This is a genomic window from Paenibacillus lentus (assembly GCF_003931855.1).
GTDB lineage: Bacteria > Bacillota > Bacilli > Paenibacillales > Paenibacillaceae > Fontibacillus > Fontibacillus lentus.
The window spans coordinates 4,173,754-4,190,172 of record NZ_CP034248.1 but is presented as its reverse complement, the minus strand read 5'-3'; the positions used below and the strand labels follow the sequence as shown (position 1 = coordinate 4,190,172).

Sequence of the window (16,419 nt, the reverse complement as noted above, 5' to 3'; positions counted from 1 at the left end):
GAGGATGTATGATACCATTTCGATTTATTCATGCGGCAGATTTGCATCTGGATAGCCCTTTTGCAGGCATGTCCGGGGTGCCTGGCAAGCTGCGTCAGCATTTGCAGGAGTCCACTTTTGCCGCATTACATTACATGGTCGAGCTGGCGATTGCCGAGCAAGTGGATTTTATTGTGGTGAGCGGGGACGTGTACGACGCCTCTGATTCTTCGCTGCGCGCACAGTTGCGGTTACGGGAAGCCTGGGATTTGCTTGGGATTCACGGCATTTCCGTCTATGTAATTCATGGCAATCATGACCCCCTGAATGTGGGCAGGCTGCGTCTGGCTCACCCTGAGCATGTTACAGTGTTCGGTTCTACAGTGGAAAGCGTAATTGCGCAGCGGCGGAGCGATGGTCAGCCCGTGGCTGTAATCAGCGGCATTTCTTATCCGACTTCAGCGGTTACGGAAAATACGTCTTTGCAATTTCATAGGGACCCTTCGTCCGAGCTCTATCATATCGGCTTGCTTCATGCCAATGTGGATGGACAGGAGGGGCATGATGCTTATTCTCCTTGTTCGCTTAGGGATTTGCAGCAAAGCGGATATGATTATTGGGCTTTGGGGCATATTCACAAGCGCCAAGTTCTGCATGAAGCGCCCTGGGTTGTTTATCCCGGAAATATTCAAGGGCGCAGTCTGAAGGAGACCGGAGCGAAAGGCTGCTACGTCGTGGACGTTGATCAGCATGGACAAGCTGAGCTGTCATTTCGAGCATTGGATCACGTTCGATGGCTGGAAGCTGAGCTGTCGATTACTGGTCTAAGCAGCGAGGAGCAATTGCGGGATCAGGCTAATGAGAAGCTCGATGAACTGAGAGAGCAGTCGGACGGCAGGCTTCAAATTGTCCGTTTTGTATTGACGGGCAGGGGGGCGCTTCACACGCTGCTGCAAACGGGCACCGAGGGGGAGGAGCTTATCCAGGAATTGCGACGCAGGGAAAGTCAGCGGTTAGAGGGCGAGGAGATTGGTTTGGACAGGTTGTCGGCTTCTAAGGTCGTATGGCCTGCCGGCCTGAAAATAAGGACAGGTCCGGAGATAGATCGGACAGCTCTGCTGCAGGAGGATAGCTTTCTCGGCGAACTGCTGCGATTGGCGGACTCTGTGGAGCATGAGGAGGCGCTTCTGGAAGAGCTCGTCGGTACTGCCCTGTCCTCCGTCCATGATCACCGCAGACTTCGCCAGCTTGTCTGGGAACTGGGAAGCGAAGAGAAGGCTGCACTTGTGCGTCAGGCAGCGGAAATGGCGGTGAGCCTGTTAACGGAGCAAGAGGCGAAGGGAGGTGCTCGGCGATGAGGCTGGACAAGCTGCAGGTCAGCGGCTTCGGTCATTTGAGCGGTCTAGATCTGCAAATGGAGGGGCGTGTCACTGTCTTATATGGGCCAAATGAGGCAGGAAAAAGCACCTTGCTCGGTTTTGTCAGGGCCATGCTCTTCGGCATTCCTGCGCGGACGTATGGCCCCCTGCGGTATGAGCCGATCCGGGGCGGTGCGCATGGCGGGCAGCTGAGCTTGTTGGATGAGGAAGGCGATCACTGGGTCATTGAGCGCTATGCGCAGCCGCCGGAAGGAAGGACTCCGGGAATGCGGGGCGAACGGTTGCGTATTACTAGAACCAATCGCGAGGGGAGCTTGTTTGAAGTAACGCCGGACGAGATGCAGCGCGAACTGCTAGGAGGTATGTCCAGCGATATGTTCAAGCAATTGTTCGCCATATCCTTGACTGAACTGCAGGAGGTAGCGGCGCTTCAATCGGATGAACTGAGCCGATTTTTATTTTATGCTGGCATTGGCGGCGGTACAGCCGTGCTTCGCGGGGAGAAAAAAATTGTCCAAGAGATGGACAAGCTTTATCGTCCCCGCGGGCGTACGCAGGTCATGGCGCAGCTATTGCAAGGCTATGAGCGGCTGAAGCAAGAAGCAGAAGCTGCAAGCTTGCTGCTGCCCCGCTACAATGAGGTGCTTGAGGCGCTGGAGCAGACCATGCTCGAGCTAGACAGGTGCGAGGCTGAACGGGGAGAATGCGGCGAGGAGCTGGCGAAGCTGAAGAAGGCCTGGCTGATACGCGGGGATTGGTTGGATCGTGAGAAGTTACAGATGGAGCTTGAGTCGCTTCCTATTTACGAGGCATTTCCCGAGCAGGGTTATGCACGCTGGATTGCTTTGCAGGAGGACAAGGAGCGGCTGCTGCTCGAACAAGTTGATTTAACGCGTCGCGTGGATGCTATTGTGGAAGAAATAAACAGGCTCACCCCCAACCGGCGATTGCTGGCAAGGGCGGAGGCTGTCAGAATGCTTCATGGTCAATTAACGGGCTATGAGACGCGTCTTAAAGAAATCACGGCACTGGAAGCGGAGGAGCAAACGCTCCGCCAGCGGCTTGTTCATTGTCTTCGCAGCATAGATGCGCATTGGACGGAACAGGAGCTGGCTTCTTTTGCGGGTACGGTAGGCGAGCGGGAGGCCGTCCGGCAATTTGGCATGCGATTTTCTGCTTATGATAAAGAAATGGAGCTGCTGCAAAATGAGCGATATAAGTTAGAGCAGGAAGCTGCCGCTGCTGAGGAAGCTTATTCCGCGGCAATGTCGCGCTTGGAACAGAGCGCAGAAACTGGCCGACGAGAGTTTGCGATGATTGCCCCGAAGCATCCGGATGAAATTCGTCGCACCTGGGGTGAGTTGAGATTGGAACTGGAACGTTGGCATGAAGCCACCTCGTTCCGATTGAACGAAACGCGTGACAGGGAAGCGGAGGTGCTGGCGAACCGGCAAGTTCAGGGGTTGTACCGCAAGCTGCTGGTCGGCTGTGCTGCTCTGACGATTGCTTTGCCCGGTGCGATTTGGATATCATTAGGCTCTTTGTGGGGGGCGCTGGCTACGCTTGCCGTTCTTGCCGGGATGGATGTGTATTTATGGTTTGGCCTGAAACAAACGTCGAAAACAAAGCGGCAGGGCCATGCCCGGCGCTATCCAGGCGAGGATGAATTATCCAGAGGTGAGGCGAGGCTGCGCGGGCTGTTTGCCAAGCTCGTATCCGATCCGTTGACCGCGGCAGGGCGCGAGCCTAGAACGTCGTCGTCATCGGAGTATTTAGAAGAGTGGGAGCGCAAGGAACGGGAGCTTCGCCAGCTCATGGAACAATGGCAGCTGTGGGAGCAGAGGCATGCTGCGCTCACGGAAGAGACGGCTCTGTTCTGCCAGCGTGCAGCAGCTGCGGTGAATCGCTGCGAGCATTCTGGGCGGGAAATGGCGAGGCGCGAGGCTCAATTTAGGGAGCTCGCCCAGGAATGGGAGCAGTGGCTGCAGATACGCCAGCTTTCGTCGAGCCTGTCGCCCGAAGCGGCGCTTGACGTGTTCCGGCTGGTGGAACAAGGAAGAGAATGGCAGAGCCGTTTAGAACAATTGTCGGTTAGGCTGTCGATGTTAAATGCGGAGAATGCGGCTTTTCAAGAAGAGGTCATGGAACTATCGAACGATCTGGACAGCGCTCTGGACAGCGAAGCATCAGAGCAGGGAGCGGCATTGGCGGATCACCACAAGGCAACGTACGGCAGGCTGATACTGGAGGCGATATCACAACTCTCGATTGCGGAGAAAACATTGGCTCAGCGCGAGCTGAACTCTTCCAAGCTGGATGCACTCAAAGAAGAGCGGGAACGGCTTCGTGATCGGTTGAGCCGATTAGAGGAATTAGAACGGTCGTTGCTGGCGGAAGGGAATGCAGCAAACGGAGAGGAGTTTCTTCGCCGGAGCGCAGCGGTCAGCCGCCGTGCCGAGTTGGAGACAGAAATTCGTCAGCTCGAAACGGTGATGTTCTCCGGACTTGAGCCTGCAAAGCAAAGCCAGCTGGAGGAGCTGCTGAGCAGCTGTTCAGAGGAAGAACTGCAGCGACAGTTGACGGCGGCTCAGAAGGCGATCGAAGCCAAGGAGAGGGCTTGGAGAGAGCTTCAGGAACGCAAAGGAAGATTGCTGCAGGAGCGGGAAAGCCTGGAGCAGCGGGGGAAGCAGCTTGATGTCAACCAGCAGCTCGCCGAGCAAGAGGCGGCGCTCCAGGAAATACTGGATAAATATGCAGTAATGGCCGTATCTCAGGAATTGATTTCGCGAGTCCGAAGAGTGTATGAAGAGGAGCGTCAGCCGGAAGTCCTGAAGCTGGCATCCTCATATTTGCGACAGATGACGGATGGACGGTATGAACGTATTGTTCTGAAGATGGGCAGCCAGGAGCTGCAGGCGGAGCATAGCGACTATGGCCCGATCGGAAGCACCGCACTAAGCCGCGGAACGGCTGAACAGCTATATTTATCCATGAGGCTGGCTCTTGCTGAAGCAGTATCGCATCATCGCAGCATTCCTATTTTATTAGATGACCTGTTTGTAAATTTCGACGCAAATCGTTTGCATGGCGTTATTTCTGTGCTGAAAGAGGTCGCTTCCAAACGCCAGATCGTGATGATGACTTGTCATTCCCATGTCGTTGAAGGGATACTAGCACAAATTCCCAAAGCTCAAATCGTAAATCTTGCTTAAACCCGATTTCGATTGTAGGAGGCAAGGACGCAAGCCCAGAGCAGGGAGAAGGCGCCAAAGGCCGGATATAATACGGATAGAAGCGAGCTGAATCCGAATTGACTGGTGAAATAACAAACCATGAGTACGGCTATAGAAATTATGAAAGGTCGAACGTTGAGCCGCTGTTTGAGCTGCAGGGTAACGCCGTATACGTCGGCGACGAAGGTGCTGAATATTTCCATGAAAATTAAAATAATGTAGATGAACTGGATGATGATTCCCAACTGGGCAGCAATGCTCCCCATTGGAATTTCATATTGGCTTATCCCTGGCATGAAGGCGGATAACGCAAAGTGGGCGGCCATTAGCATGAAGCCGATGCCCAGGCCGCCAATGATTCCACCCCAAATAATCGTACGTCGATTTGTTGTATGGCCTCCAATGGGAACAAGCACGGCTTGAGCCATGGACAGGTTAAAGGCGGTGTAGAGTAGGGGTGAAGCCCAGGCTGTAAATATCCCTTTATCGGTGCCTAGCGTTATGAAGCTCATGGCGCTTGGAGAAAATGCAGTCGAGGCGATGATCGCAATGGAAAGCAGGAGCATCATCGGTACGACGATTGTGTTGAGCTGCATCACACCCTCAATGCCTCTGCGCAGCAGTAAGAAGGTTCCAGTCAAGGTAAACCAAAGCCCGATTTGGTAATTCATGCCGAGGTGTTCGACAAAGACGGACCCAGCCCCGGCAAGCATGACGCTATTCACTCCGATCAGTATGATTAAAGTAAAGATGCTCAGCCAACCGCCGAAATAATCTCCGAATAGATGCCGATTTAAATCTTCATAGGAAGTTGCTTTGATACTATGAGCCAGGAGCATCATTTTCGTGCCAAGCCACATAAACAGTACGGTTGTCAGGAGGATGGTTACCGCCCCCCATTTGCCGTATTGGGTGAAGAATTGTAGGATTTCGCGACCCGTGGCAAAGCCAGCGCCAACTACGGTACCGATAAAAGTAAAAGCAATTTTAAGAACATCAAAGGCATTTTTCATGGTTTTCCCCCTGGCTGATGTGCTATATATTAGTACAAGGTATGTTGCCAGGGAAGGGGACATGACTAATCTTGTCCTGCTGTCTTGAGTAATTCCTTATTGAAGCGAAGAAATGATTGTGTTAATTTGTTACAAACGAGATGACCCGGGAGGAAAAAGTATGGAAAAATTAAAACAGCGAATTGCTAGAGAAGGAGTTATTGTCTCGGAGCAAGTCCTTAAGCTTGACGCTCTGCTCAATCACCAAGTTGATCCTGAGCTGACGATGGAGATGGGCAAAGAATTTGCCAAGCGCTTCAAGGAAGACAACATTACCCGCGTGGTTACGGTCGAATCATCCGGGATTTCCGTCGCATTTGCTACTGCTTACGAGCTTGGTGTTCCCCTTGTGTTTGCGCGTCGGAAGAAGACGTTGCTCGCAGAGGACGATATGCTTTGTGAACGGGTACCCTCGTTTACGAAGGGGATTGTAACGGACATTTTGATCTCGCGCAACTTCATTTCGGAGCATGATCGCATTCTGTTCATAGACGACATAATCGCGAACGGCGATGCCGCACGCGGGCTCATCAAAATTGTTCAGCGCGCGGGAGCTGAATTAGTTGGAGCGGGGATCGTCGTGGAGAAAACGTTCCAGTCCGGGGGAAAGGCTATTCGTGAGCAGGGAATCCGCCTGGAGTCACTCGTGCAGATTGCATCGCTTTCCGATGGAAAAGTCACTTTTGCTGACTAAAAAATAGTACCAATTTTGCAACAGTCCTTTGCAGGGCTGTTTTTTTTCGATATAATGGGAGCACTAGGGAGAGGAGGCAAATCAATGGGGGATCAAAATCAATCTGTTGTCGACGTGAAATTCTTTATTTCTAAACTGTCCGATGCAAAGGTTATCTTTGAGCGTGCCCTGGATTGTAAACATACGGAATTTGACGACCTTTATCCCTACATGCTTGAACATCCCCAGTTCTTCTGGTACAAACGCTATGTAGCCTGGTCTCAGCTTCTAACGATTGCAGGCCTGTGCGAGGAGCTGTCTATTCCTTGGAAAGATGAGTTTAGTCCTCAGCAGGTAGCTTATCTGGAGCAGCGGGTGATGTCAGCCAAAGTGCTTGATTTCTGGTTTGAGAAGAATGACAGTCGGGAGCATGCACAACGTTAAATCAGGGATATATCGATTAGTTTTTGCAGTTTGATCGATAGGTGCGCGCGATATATGAAGACTCCGCGAATTACAATGCGGGGTCTTTTTCTGTGCCTTTGAGGGGTTGAAAAGAACGAAAAATAAAGCATAAAACCGGTGGATGATATGTTAAGATATGAGCAAGGAGGTGATTGTCCCCGTGATTTCTGATGAACAATTGAACGAATATCGATTATCCGGCAAAAAAGTGCGGGTTGTGAGGGATGCCATACCAGAGAATGACATCCGGGGCATCGTCGTGGCTTGGGATGATACGCACGTATTAATCCGCAGACCGAATCGCAATGTTGTTAAGCTGGATAGAAATTACATCATTCAACCCACCAGTGAACCGCGAATTTCGCTGGAGGAATAGCATATTTTTGGGCGGACAGGGTTATCGTAGTAAGTGTGAGTTAATGCACTTTGTGTTGCACACTGTAAATTCACTTTACTTAGGAAAGGATGTCCGTCCATGTCGCTTGTCAGCGATAAAATAGCCACATACAAACAGGAGATTCATCGTTACGGAGAGGTGATGCCCGGAGTGACAGAGGCCTACCACGCTTTTACCGGGGAGAGCTTCAACGATGGCGCGCTTGATGCCAAGACAAAGCAGCTTATCGCGATTGGAATTGCGTTATCGATGAATCAGGAGGTTTGCACGTTCTATCACGTGAACGAGGCGCGAGCCAAAGGAGCTACAGACGCGGAAATCTTGGAGACGGTCGCGGTAGCTTCCGCTGCGCTTGCTGGCAACGCCTTATCGCAGGGAGTAACCCGTGTGCAGCAGGTTTTGTCTACAACGGGTTCAATAGTGCAGTAACGTGTAATGTACTTTAAAAAGCTGTCCAAAGGCTCTAAAAGCCTGAAGGACAGTTTTTTGAAAGATAGGATCTGGAGTGAGCCAGCGCGGATTATGAAGACTAGATCAAGTTGTATCAATCTGAATGAGGTATTACCTTCCAATTGCTCCAGGGGATGAGGGATGACGGGTTAAAAGCTCGTAGGTTGTGGCAAATCCGAACATTACAAGTTGGCCCAAAAAGGTGGTTGACTCTCTTGATCTGGCATGCTATTATATATCTTGTCGCTGCGGAACACACTCTGCAAGACAACATAATATGCGGTCGTGGCGGAATTGGCAGACGCGCACGGTTCAGGTCCGTGTGGGCTTACCCCCGTGGAGGTTCGACTCCTCTCGACCGCACCAATTAATAATGAACGAGCTCTTGAGTTTCCTTTTGTGGAGATTCAGGAGCTTTTTGCATATTTGGAATTTGCAATGTAGCGCTCATCACCTGGGCTGAAGAAATTTTCGAGCTATAGTCAAGATGGACATAAATGTTCGCCGTAGTGGAGTAATGGAATGGGTTGATCTGACACGCTACATGCCTCCCTTCAAAAATATGTATGGGTGAGATGCCGTTGTAGCTGAACGAAAGCATAACAGACTTCTACCAATTCTCATTGGATAAATAAGAGCCATTTCAAGCTGTTGATGGTTGGTCAACATCATAGTTTCGTTGCTTGTGCGAAACTCCCCCTCATCCGAGCGGACTGCCCCCTATGCAGTGACGCAGGCCAGGCAGAAGTATCATTAGAGACTCTTACCGCCGGTCATCGCAATTCAATCCACCACAGATTGATTTCAGCAAGAAGATAGTCGCTCAGGTTAGATAATTGAACTGGAAACCGTTTTGGCGCTTCTGCTGGGTTGCTTCTGCTTTCGCAGCGGTAAGAGGAACGTGCCTGAAATAGCGGTATGTAATTTTCAAAGGACTCATTATTACAAATGATGAGCAAGAACATGATAATCCTTGTGCCTTGCTATTACTAAATAGGTATTATTTAAAAAAAGACAACTGAGAATAACAAAGAAACAGTATAATGTGAGAAATTAGCTACGGATCCGAGCTTGTTCCGTCTAATAGCCATCTGCTACTGAATGTTGACGTAATTCACGGCTGATGGTGGCGTGATGTCGACCTAATATCTTGGCTATGAACCGGGTACTATTCCCTTGGCAATTTGCAAAGGGTATATCCTTATAAAGGGATTTATCCTTTTTTATTGGGGGGATTTAAAAGAGTTTTAGTAGGAGTAATAGAAGAAGAAGGGAATAGAGTCTCAGCAGAGTAGAGAGGGATCTTCTGTTTCAGGAAGAGCAGCTTCTTGGTATCCAGCTAGGATATAACTAAGGCCGCGGTGATAATCCATGCTGCTGTCTCTTTCATTGAAAGCATCCTTTCACAGTTGTAATCGTTGTAGACAGACTGAGGAGTGATATGCCAATATATTAATTTGTAGTTTATTTTACCGGTTTCATATGATAGAAATTGTTATTTTTTTCACAAGTTCACATCTGGTGACTCATACTAATTCATATCCAAAAATATAATGGAAAGAAGGATGAAATCCATGTTGAAGAAATCATTCTCTCTGGTTATTGCAGTTGTTATGATAATTGGTATGAGTACAAGTGTATTTGCAAGTCATTCAAATGCTTCAAATGAGAAAAATGAATGGGAAATCAAGCTTGTTGAAGCAGCATACAATGAAATTAAGGGTCAAATCGTAAAAGATTACCAAGAGCTTTACAAGCTGGATAACTTTACGTATGATTTTGAGGCACGAGATGACCAAAATGATGAGTTTTTTGCTATTAATATCTACGTGGATATGACCTTAACCAGACATCCATCGGACAGACACTGAAGAAGGAACTATTCTGACTGAAAATGACAAGCTCGCAGAAGTAGAGAACTCGGCAGAGAAATTCCAACAAGGATACAGTATGCTTGAAAGCATTGAACCGTCATATAATGCTACCAATGCTTTGTTTGCATCATTCACGTATGACCGGATTGCCGCCAGAGATTGGGCGCGTGACAATTATGATGCAGATCCAGAATTTCCTTCTGATGATGTTCAAGGTACAGATTGTGCAAATTTTGTATCCAAAGCTATTCATAATGGTGGGATTCCTCAAGACAAGAAAGGCAAATGGTATCAGGCTGCTACTTGGGGAGGGTGGCCTGGAGATCATTGGTTTAGAACAGGGTACAATGGAAAAACCGGTGTTGTGATCTACATGAAAGACAAGGGGTACTTCTATAAGGAATCAAAAGAGAGCACTGTCAATGCTGGTAGTATCATGTATTGGAATAAGAAAAGCCACGTTGCATTGGTGACATATGGGGATGGTAGTACGATAAAATACACACAACATGGTGCTTCTCAAACAAAGGATACTGTGTACAGAACAGAAAATGCTTCTTTTTATAAGCCGTCCAGTTCCATTCTAAAATAAGGATTTACAGCTAGAGAGGAAGTTCGAGAATGAAAAAGGTTATCGTGTTGATTTTCATTTTAGCTTTTAGTATGCCGTTGATATCTTGCAGTACAGACAACAAAGAGCCTTTACAGCCGGAGCAGCAGACTCTTACAGGGTACCTTTTTTTGGAGGGCAATACTCTGAAAGTCGATGAGTTTGAATTTATAACTTCAAAAGACAAAGAAAGAATGCAAGAATTAGGACTAACAGAAGCCGATATGCCTAATGGCTATGAGATTTACAACGAGTCGGAAGAGCTCAAAAGCTTTACGCTTGATGAGAATACCCAGTACCATTTTTATGACACCTCCAATCTTTTCGTAAAGGAAGAGGATGATAAGAAGTATTCAACGACAGACCTTAATCAATTTCAGTTGTTTTTGTATAGAGGCGATGACACTCCCTCGCGCACTCCTTTTGAGATGGTGATAGAAGGAGACAAGGTTATTTCGATAACTGAAATATTTGTTAACTAATCCTGCAAGGGGCTGTCTAGAAAGTCCGTTTTGAGTTAATTGAACCCAAAGCAAACGCCCAGGAATGCCGTATAACCAGCATTCTTAGGCGTTTGTTTTTTCAGGGAGGGTATTAATTATTTACTTTTCGGGCAGCCCCTTCATGCGTCAGTAGACACAAAATTCAGAGTAATAGGGTAATTCCCCAAGGCAAAAAAGGTGGTTGTTTCTATATGAAGAAGGTTTTATCTTGGTTTTAGTCCCCGTTCTTTTATTATCATTTGTTGCATGCTCCGAAAAAGGAAGTGATAGTGGTGCCCATAAACCCTCTCTAATGTATGATGGTGCGCTCTACAGTATTTCACCCGAAAAGAACGGTACTTTTAATTTGGATGATAGAAGTAAACTGCAACTTGTAGGGGTGATTGAAGAGGCTGTTGATGGGACGAAAGTAGCTGAAAAGGATATGCAAATTAGTGGGATTGATGAATTAGTTGGTTGTAATGTCTACCTTTCAAAGGATTATCCTCAACATATTTTTGTACTGGATAATGAAGCGAACTTTGTAGCATTTATTAAAGAATAGATGATTAAAGATTGAAGGAATCAGAAAGATTCAATATGTTTGACGGCGGTCGATTTGCCTGGATCAACGCTGGGCTATACGGGGCAAGGGGGATATAATTCAGACTTATGAAATATTATTGGGAATATTTGGAAGTGAAGTGGGCTGGGTTGGGTTGGTCGTTGTTCTCTCCGAGTTCTCTCAAACGTCTAAAATCGACCGCATTTTAGGGCATTGCCGGGAGCCCTTGCGGCGCTTGGATTTGAACAAAAAAACCGCCAAAAGCCTAGATTCTACAAGGCTTTTGACGGTTTTTTAATTCCGTTCCATTGACTTATATTCCGCTTGGTTCCGAATCGCATACGCGATTCAGGTCCGTGTGGGCTTACCCCCGTGGAGGTTCGACTCCTCTCGACCGCATCAAGTTATACAGAAAAGGTTTCTGATCAGCTTATCTGAGCAGATTGGGAACCTTTATTTGTTATACAACGCTATTTGGAAAATAGCTTATTGATAACCCCCTCACATTAGAATGGAAATCTCCATTAATATTAGCACCTCCGCAAAATATAAATATTTAGCCATCTTAATTCATTCGCTTTGACACACTTCACCCGTGAAAATGAATTCTAGAAAGAAACAGCAGTAGAGTATCCATAACCAGAAATAAAAGTTGAAGATCTTTTCTTCATGGGGAGACGCTTTTTTCTTAAATGAATGTCAAGTTAAAAATATATTAGCTTATTATAAGAAAGAGGTGAGATGCACAACATTTAATGTTTTTTAAGAACGTTTCTTGCTGATATAATACTTGGTACAAAAGCATGCGAGGAGAAGTTCATGATAAAAATACTTGTGGTGGATGATGAGAGCAGCATCCGGGAGGCTGTTGCATATGCGCTGCGTAGGGAAGGGTATGAGGTGGAGATGGCTACGGATGGCCAGGAGGCCCTGGACAAGATGGAGACGTTCCGGCCTGCGGTTATGGTGCTCGATATCATGATGCCTCGTGTAAGTGGTTATGATGTATGCCGCAAGCTGGGGGGACAGCCGCGGCCGGCGATTCTGTTGCTCACTGTCAAAGATGATATTGTCGATAAAGTGCTGGGATTGGAGCTCGGCGCTGACGATTACATGACAAAACCTTTTGATATGCGAGAGCTGCTGGCCAGAGTTAAGGCTTTATCACGTCGGGGCGGGTATGTGCAGCCAATACAGCAGGAGCAGGAGGATGTACTGAGACTAGGTGATTTGACCGCAGAGGTATCCAGCCGCACGGTGTCGATTCAAGGTAAGTTGCTCGATTTAACACCTAAGGAATTTGATCTGTTAGTTCTGCTAATGCGTAATCCGGGTCGGGTCTATTCACGGGAGGTGCTACTGGAGAAGGTATGGGATATGGATTTTGCAGGTGGCACCCGCACTGTGGACATCCATGTCCAGCGTTTGCGCAAAAAGCTGGGCAGTCTCCACGGTATCATTCAGACCGTCTACGGTATCGGCTATAAAAGTACGGGGTTACCCTAGATGATCGACAAATTTCGGATAGGCCTTAAGGGGAAGATCTCTTTGATGCTCGCCCTATTGCTCGTTTTTGTCGTGACCTGCCTAAGTGTGCTGGTGCTGAGCGGTATCCGGGAGAACCAGCGAGTCCTGCTGGAGCAGTCTTTTACCCGGCAAGCAGAAGCTGCCAGTCTGCAAGTGCGGGAGGAATATCTGACTGGAGGCAGGATGAAGCCGGACGAGTTTATGAAGCTGAGGGGGCAACGGCTGGCTGTGGATTTGGGCGCACAAAGCGGTATGGCAGTGACGTTGTATACGGTGGACGGTTCCATTGCCGGCACCTCGCTGCCATTTCAGCCCCGGGCTGATGTGCAGGATGCTCTGCGTTTTACAGCCCAAGGGCAGTCGGCGTACATTACCGAAGGAGATCAGCTATTGTTTCTCGCTCCTCTGTACAATGCCGATCAGCGTTTGGGCACGGTGCAGTTTCATGCCTCGCTCGCTGAGCAGAATGCTTTTTATGCCCGAACCCGTTGGTTGTTTCTTCTTGCCGGAGTCATTGTGCTCGCTGTTGGTTTCCTCATCGGTTACGTCTATGTCCGGCGCCAGGTCGATGTTATTAGCCGGTTGAACAGGGCGGCATCGCAAATTGGCCAAGGCGATTATCTATCGGCCCATTCGGTCATCAGAAAGGATGAGCTGGGCGAGCTTGCCCAGGGGATTTATGAAATGAGCCGCAGTATCTCCACGTCAGTCGGTGCTTTGCATGAAGAGAAGCAGAAGCTTCTCGATACGGTGGGACGACTGCGAGAACTGGAGCAACAGCAGAAACAGTTCATCGGCAATATCAGCCATGAGCTAAAGACACCGTTAACCTCGATCATCGCGTACGCCGACCTGTTGAATATGTACAGTGATGATCCTGCTCTGTTGGACGATGCCGGGAGGCGTATCCAGGTGGAGGCGCAGCGGCTGGATGGTCTTGTAGAGAAGGCGCTACAATTATCGGCGATGGATGTTTACGAGTTTGGGACACAAGCGGAGGCGGTTCCATTGCGATCTTTGCTGGAGGAAGCTGTAGCCCGGCTGCAAGGAAAGGCGGACAGCTGCGGGGTCACCATCCATACTTCGCTTGCAGCAGGTGAGGTATGGGCTGATCCTGAGAACGTGATGCACATAGTACTTAATTTACTGGACAATGCGGTAAAATATAACCGACCAGGCGGACAAGTCCATCTGCTTAACTACATTACAACACAAGCAGATGGGACACAGCGGATGATCATCGAAGTAGCTGATACGGGGATCGGCATTCCAAAGGAAGCTGTACTACGTATTTTCGACCCGTTTTATACAGTCAGCAAAGATCGCTCAAGAGCCAGCGGTGGAACAGGACTTGGGTTGGCTCTGGTTCGTAATCTGGCCGAGAAGCAAGGAGGAACGGTACAGCTTGCCGGGACGGGGCCGGACGGGTCTCGCTTCATGGTGGAGCTTCCACTGTATGCTTCAGGATTGGAAGGAATAAAGTATACACAAACTAACAAAGGCGAAGCTCGGAATGAATAGGATCATCCGGGCTTTTTTGACATGATTGAGCCCCAAAAGTGATTCATGGATTGTTTACAAGTTCGTTACAAGTCAGATATTTTTACGAAATAATGTCTCTCTATACTAAGGGGCGTGGGGGAGCTTGCAGTAAGTGAAGCAGACCACAACCACACAACCGGATCAAGCGTCCGGAGTCTAAATTATATTTTTGAGAAGGAGGGCCCGATGAAGATGAACAGAAGGAACAGCATCGCTGGACTGCTTGCTGCGGCCTTGCTGTCAGCCGGCATGATATCGGGTTGCAATGTAGTGCAGGAGGGAATGACAGCACCGGTTCGCAGCACGCCTGATGTAGGGAGCCGCACCAGTACCGAGACGGGAGGAGGAAAACGTGAACTGACCGTAGTCAAAGAAGGTAAACCGCCTGCTGAGCAGGGAATTTCCGTGCAGCGCATACACCGGATTGAAGGTGCAAATATAAAGAAATGGCTGTCAGACCATGAGCTGGAGATCGAGGTGACCACGGTGGAGAAGCAGGCAACTGCTACGGAGGAAGCGCAATTTAGTTATCGTCAGTTTCGGTATGACCTGGAGACAGGCCAGCGTCAGAGCATCGCGGAGCAAGCGGGAGCGAGTCGCGGAGAGGTCATCAAATCATTCCTATCACCGGATGGGAAATACAGCTTTATTCAGACCTGGGAGAATAAATATACGGCCGTGAATGCGATTGAAAATATGGCTACAGGTGAACGGCGTGAAGTCATGGTTGATAATTATATGGAAGTAGGCGGTTGGCTCAATAACGACTCCTATATTCTTGCCGCCGGCTCGAGGGAGGATCTAGGGGGGATCTGGAAGATTTCATTGGACGGTACCCGGGAAAAGATTGAGTTGCAGGATTCCGAGGTAGATTATTTCAGCCAATTTGCTGTAGGTAATGGGAAAATATATTACACAGATAACAAAAAACGTCTAAAAAGTTTCAGCCCCACACAGGCTCGACCAACCCTGCTTGCCACGAATGTCTCCACCTTGAGCCTGTCTCCTGACAGTCAGCGGATTGCCGTCACCACCACAAGAAGCAGCGGGAAAGAAGAAGAGTGCCTGTTTATTTATGATACGAGTGGTCATGTGCAAGGTTTACAGATCGGAAAAGGTGATTTAGTGTCGGATCAATCCTGGTCCCCAGATTCCTCTAAGCTGGCCTTTGCGGTTTATACCGAGGATCACGGCGGCATGAACGGTATGTATATTTTTGATACTGTCTCCGGCAAGGTATCGCCGTTAGGTTTATCGTATTATCCGGTATATCCGTTAAGCTGGAACCCTTCTGGCACAAGGCTCGGTATCACAGTGGATGACAAAGAAAAGCTTAGCGTAACACATATTGTCGATTTCAAACAATGATTATGTCGGAAAAAAAGGAGAGATCGTGATGAAAAAAAGACTATTGTCCCTCATCGTTATGGGAATGACTTTATCGGGTGCCGCTGGTGTGTATGCCGGAAGCAAGCTGGAGAAGATCAGCGCTTATCTGAATCACAACATTACCTTTAAAGTAAACGGAGCCGTTCAGTCGTTAACAGACAGTAATGGCAAAAAACTTGTGCCAATCACCTACCAAAATACGACGTACTTGCCGGTGCGGGTCATTTCCAACATGGCTGGAATCGATGTACAGTTCGATGCCGCCAGCCAGCAGATTCGCCTGGAAACGAAACAGGGCGGCGATAACCAGCCTGCAGGTGAATTGAAGACCGTCAATTACAATGCAGAACAGATTAAGGCAATCAAAAAGGCTTACGCCAATTTCGAATCCTTTGAGACGGCCTATGCTCCAAAGCAAATGGTCTCAAACGATAGCTTCGTTAAAGTGGCAGCTTCGGACGACGCAGTCTATTTGACCTTTAAGCATATGTTGATTTCTGTGTCGCCACGGGATTATTCTTATGAATATGAATCCAGGGAGGTCAAGTTGTCCAACGGCGCCAGCGCGAAGTGGTATACACCTTCCGGTACACCGATGCTGGGTTTCCGACTGGATGACCGGACGGTGACGATTAGCTCCCCAGACGCTTCTCTGAGCAGCGGTCAAATCGAGCAGGTCGCTGTTAGTGTAGCTAAACTGAAGTAGGAATGAACTAATCGCCAGAATGCCCCCTGATGAATTTGTGATCAGGGGGCATTCTGGCGATTGAATTAATTTCACAAAAACAGCTATGAAATATGA

At 48.5% G+C, this 16,419-nt stretch carries 16 protein-coding genes and 1 tRNA gene; 15 read left to right on the top strand and 2 right to left on the bottom strand.

The window, feature by feature from the left end; genetic code table 11:
• The first annotated feature begins 8 nt into the window (after positions 1–8).
• Both EIM92_RS18940 and EIM92_RS18935 read left to right on the top strand, forming a co-directional pair.
• Positions 9–1,337 carry a metallophosphoesterase family protein gene (locus EIM92_RS18940; protein ID WP_125084153.1) on the top strand — a complete coding sequence of 443 codons (1,329 nt, stop codon included), beginning with the start codon at positions 9–11 and terminating at the stop codon, positions 1,335–1,337.
• Positions 1,334–4,570: an AAA family ATPase gene (locus EIM92_RS18935; RefSeq protein ID WP_125084152.1), complete on the top strand. Its 3,237-nt coding sequence runs from the start codon at positions 1,334–1,336 to the stop codon at positions 4,568–4,570. The genes EIM92_RS18940 and EIM92_RS18935 overlap by 4 nt, the downstream gene beginning before the upstream one ends.
• Here the strand turns inward: EIM92_RS18935 and EIM92_RS18930 are convergent.
• Complete coding sequence (locus tag EIM92_RS18930; protein WP_125084151.1) at positions 4,567–5,604, bottom strand: YkvI family membrane protein; 1,038 nt, start codon at positions 5,602–5,604, stop codon at positions 4,567–4,569. The genes EIM92_RS18935 and EIM92_RS18930 overlap by 4 nt on opposite strands.
• Positions 5,605–5,764: 160 nt before the next feature.
• Here EIM92_RS18930 and EIM92_RS18925 point away from each other — a divergent pair, with 160 nt between their 5' ends.
• From EIM92_RS18925 to EIM92_RS18905, 5 genes are all read left to right on the top strand, one after another.
• On the top strand, positions 5,765–6,337 hold the full coding sequence (locus tag EIM92_RS18925) for a xanthine phosphoribosyltransferase (RefSeq protein ID WP_125084150.1): 573 nt from the start codon (positions 5,765–5,767) through the stop codon (positions 6,335–6,337).
• Between the two features lie 84 nt (positions 6,338–6,421).
• Positions 6,422–6,760, top strand: a complete 339-nt coding sequence (locus tag EIM92_RS18920) for a hypothetical protein (protein WP_125084149.1) — start codon at positions 6,422–6,424, stop codon at positions 6,758–6,760.
• A 181-nt stretch (positions 6,761–6,941) separates the two neighbouring features.
• Complete coding sequence (locus tag EIM92_RS18915; protein WP_125085274.1) at positions 6,942–7,157, top strand: hypothetical protein; 216 nt, start codon at positions 6,942–6,944, stop codon at positions 7,155–7,157.
• A 99-nt stretch (positions 7,158–7,256) separates the two neighbouring features.
• Positions 7,257–7,607, top strand: coding sequence for a carboxymuconolactone decarboxylase family protein (locus tag EIM92_RS18910; RefSeq protein WP_125084148.1), 351 nt, complete (start codon positions 7,257–7,259; stop codon positions 7,605–7,607).
• A gap of 300 nt (positions 7,608–7,907) precedes the next feature.
• Positions 7,908–7,994 (top strand) — tRNA-Leu (locus EIM92_RS18905).
• 714 nt (positions 7,995–8,708) lie between these two features.
• On the opposite strand, the gene EIM92_RS24775 is transcribed toward EIM92_RS18905, so the two are convergent.
• Positions 8,709–8,825 (bottom strand): helix-turn-helix domain-containing protein, encoded by a 117-nt coding sequence (locus EIM92_RS24775; protein WP_425464213.1) that lies wholly within the window; start codon positions 8,823–8,825, stop codon positions 8,709–8,711.
• A gap of 377 nt (positions 8,826–9,202) precedes the next feature.
• Between EIM92_RS24775 and EIM92_RS18890 the strand changes: the two genes are divergently transcribed.
• The 8 genes from EIM92_RS18890 (at position 9,203) to EIM92_RS18855 (ending at position 16,323) form a co-directional block, all read left to right on the top strand.
• The gene (locus tag EIM92_RS18890; protein WP_125084146.1) at positions 9,203–9,499 is read left to right on the top strand and encodes a hypothetical protein; all 297 of its coding nucleotides are present in this window, start codon (positions 9,203–9,205) and stop codon (positions 9,497–9,499) included.
• 79 nt (positions 9,500–9,578) lie between these two features.
• A complete protein-coding gene (locus tag EIM92_RS18885) occupies positions 9,579–10,094 on the top strand; it encodes an amidase domain-containing protein (RefSeq protein WP_125084145.1) in 516 nt (171 codons plus the stop codon).
• Between the two features lie 29 nt (positions 10,095–10,123).
• Positions 10,124–10,594, top strand: a complete 471-nt coding sequence (locus EIM92_RS18880) for a hypothetical protein (RefSeq protein WP_125084144.1) — start codon at positions 10,124–10,126, stop codon at positions 10,592–10,594.
• A gap of 202 nt (positions 10,595–10,796) precedes the next feature.
• Entirely contained in the window at positions 10,797–11,159 is a 363-nt protein-coding gene (locus EIM92_RS18875) for a hypothetical protein (RefSeq protein WP_125084143.1), read from the top strand.
• A gap of 819 nt (positions 11,160–11,978) precedes the next feature.
• Positions 11,979–12,665 (top strand): response regulator transcription factor, encoded by a 687-nt coding sequence (locus tag EIM92_RS18870; protein ID WP_125084142.1) that lies wholly within the window; start codon positions 11,979–11,981, stop codon positions 12,663–12,665.
• Complete coding sequence (locus tag EIM92_RS18865) at positions 12,666–14,207, top strand: sensor histidine kinase (RefSeq protein WP_125084141.1); 1,542 nt, start codon at positions 12,666–12,668, stop codon at positions 14,205–14,207. It begins immediately after the preceding gene.
• A gap of 207 nt (positions 14,208–14,414) precedes the next feature.
• Positions 14,415–15,596: a TolB-like translocation protein gene (locus tag EIM92_RS18860; RefSeq protein ID WP_125084140.1), complete on the top strand. Its 1,182-nt coding sequence runs from the start codon at positions 14,415–14,417 to the stop codon at positions 15,594–15,596.
• A gap of 28 nt (positions 15,597–15,624) precedes the next feature.
• Positions 15,625–16,323: a stalk domain-containing protein gene (locus EIM92_RS18855; RefSeq protein WP_125084139.1), complete on the top strand. Its 699-nt coding sequence runs from the start codon at positions 15,625–15,627 to the stop codon at positions 16,321–16,323.
• Positions 16,324–16,419: the final 96 nt, after the last annotated feature.

Coding starts and splice junctions, on each gene's coding strand:
- EIM92_RS18880 (WP_125084144.1), top strand. CDS start 10,124: ATGAAAAAGGTTATCGTGTTGATTTTCATTTTAGCTTTTAGTATGCCG.
- EIM92_RS18860 (WP_125084140.1), top strand. CDS start 14,415: ATGAAGATGAACAGAAGGAACAGCATCGCTGGACTGCTTGCTGCGGCC.
- EIM92_RS18920 (WP_125084149.1), top strand. CDS start 6,422: ATGGGGGATCAAAATCAATCTGTTGTCGACGTGAAATTCTTTATTTCT.
- EIM92_RS18870 (WP_125084142.1), top strand. CDS start 11,979: ATGATAAAAATACTTGTGGTGGATGATGAGAGCAGCATCCGGGAGGCT.
- EIM92_RS18910 (WP_125084148.1), top strand. CDS start 7,257: ATGTCGCTTGTCAGCGATAAAATAGCCACATACAAACAGGAGATTCAT.
- EIM92_RS18865 (WP_125084141.1), top strand. CDS start 12,666: ATGATCGACAAATTTCGGATAGGCCTTAAGGGGAAGATCTCTTTGATG.
- EIM92_RS18940 (WP_125084153.1), top strand. CDS start 9: ATGATACCATTTCGATTTATTCATGCGGCAGATTTGCATCTGGATAGC.
- EIM92_RS18885 (WP_125084145.1), top strand. CDS start 9,579: ATGCTTGAAAGCATTGAACCGTCATATAATGCTACCAATGCTTTGTTT.
- EIM92_RS18855 (WP_125084139.1), top strand. CDS start 15,625: ATGAAAAAAAGACTATTGTCCCTCATCGTTATGGGAATGACTTTATCG.
- EIM92_RS18925 (WP_125084150.1), top strand. CDS start 5,765: ATGGAAAAATTAAAACAGCGAATTGCTAGAGAAGGAGTTATTGTCTCG.
- EIM92_RS18890 (WP_125084146.1), top strand. CDS start 9,203: ATGTTGAAGAAATCATTCTCTCTGGTTATTGCAGTTGTTATGATAATT.
- EIM92_RS18935 (WP_125084152.1), top strand. CDS start 1,334: ATGAGGCTGGACAAGCTGCAGGTCAGCGGCTTCGGTCATTTGAGCGGT.
- EIM92_RS18930 (WP_125084151.1), bottom strand. CDS start 5,604: ATGAAAAATGCCTTTGATGTTCTTAAAATTGCTTTTACTTTTATCGGT.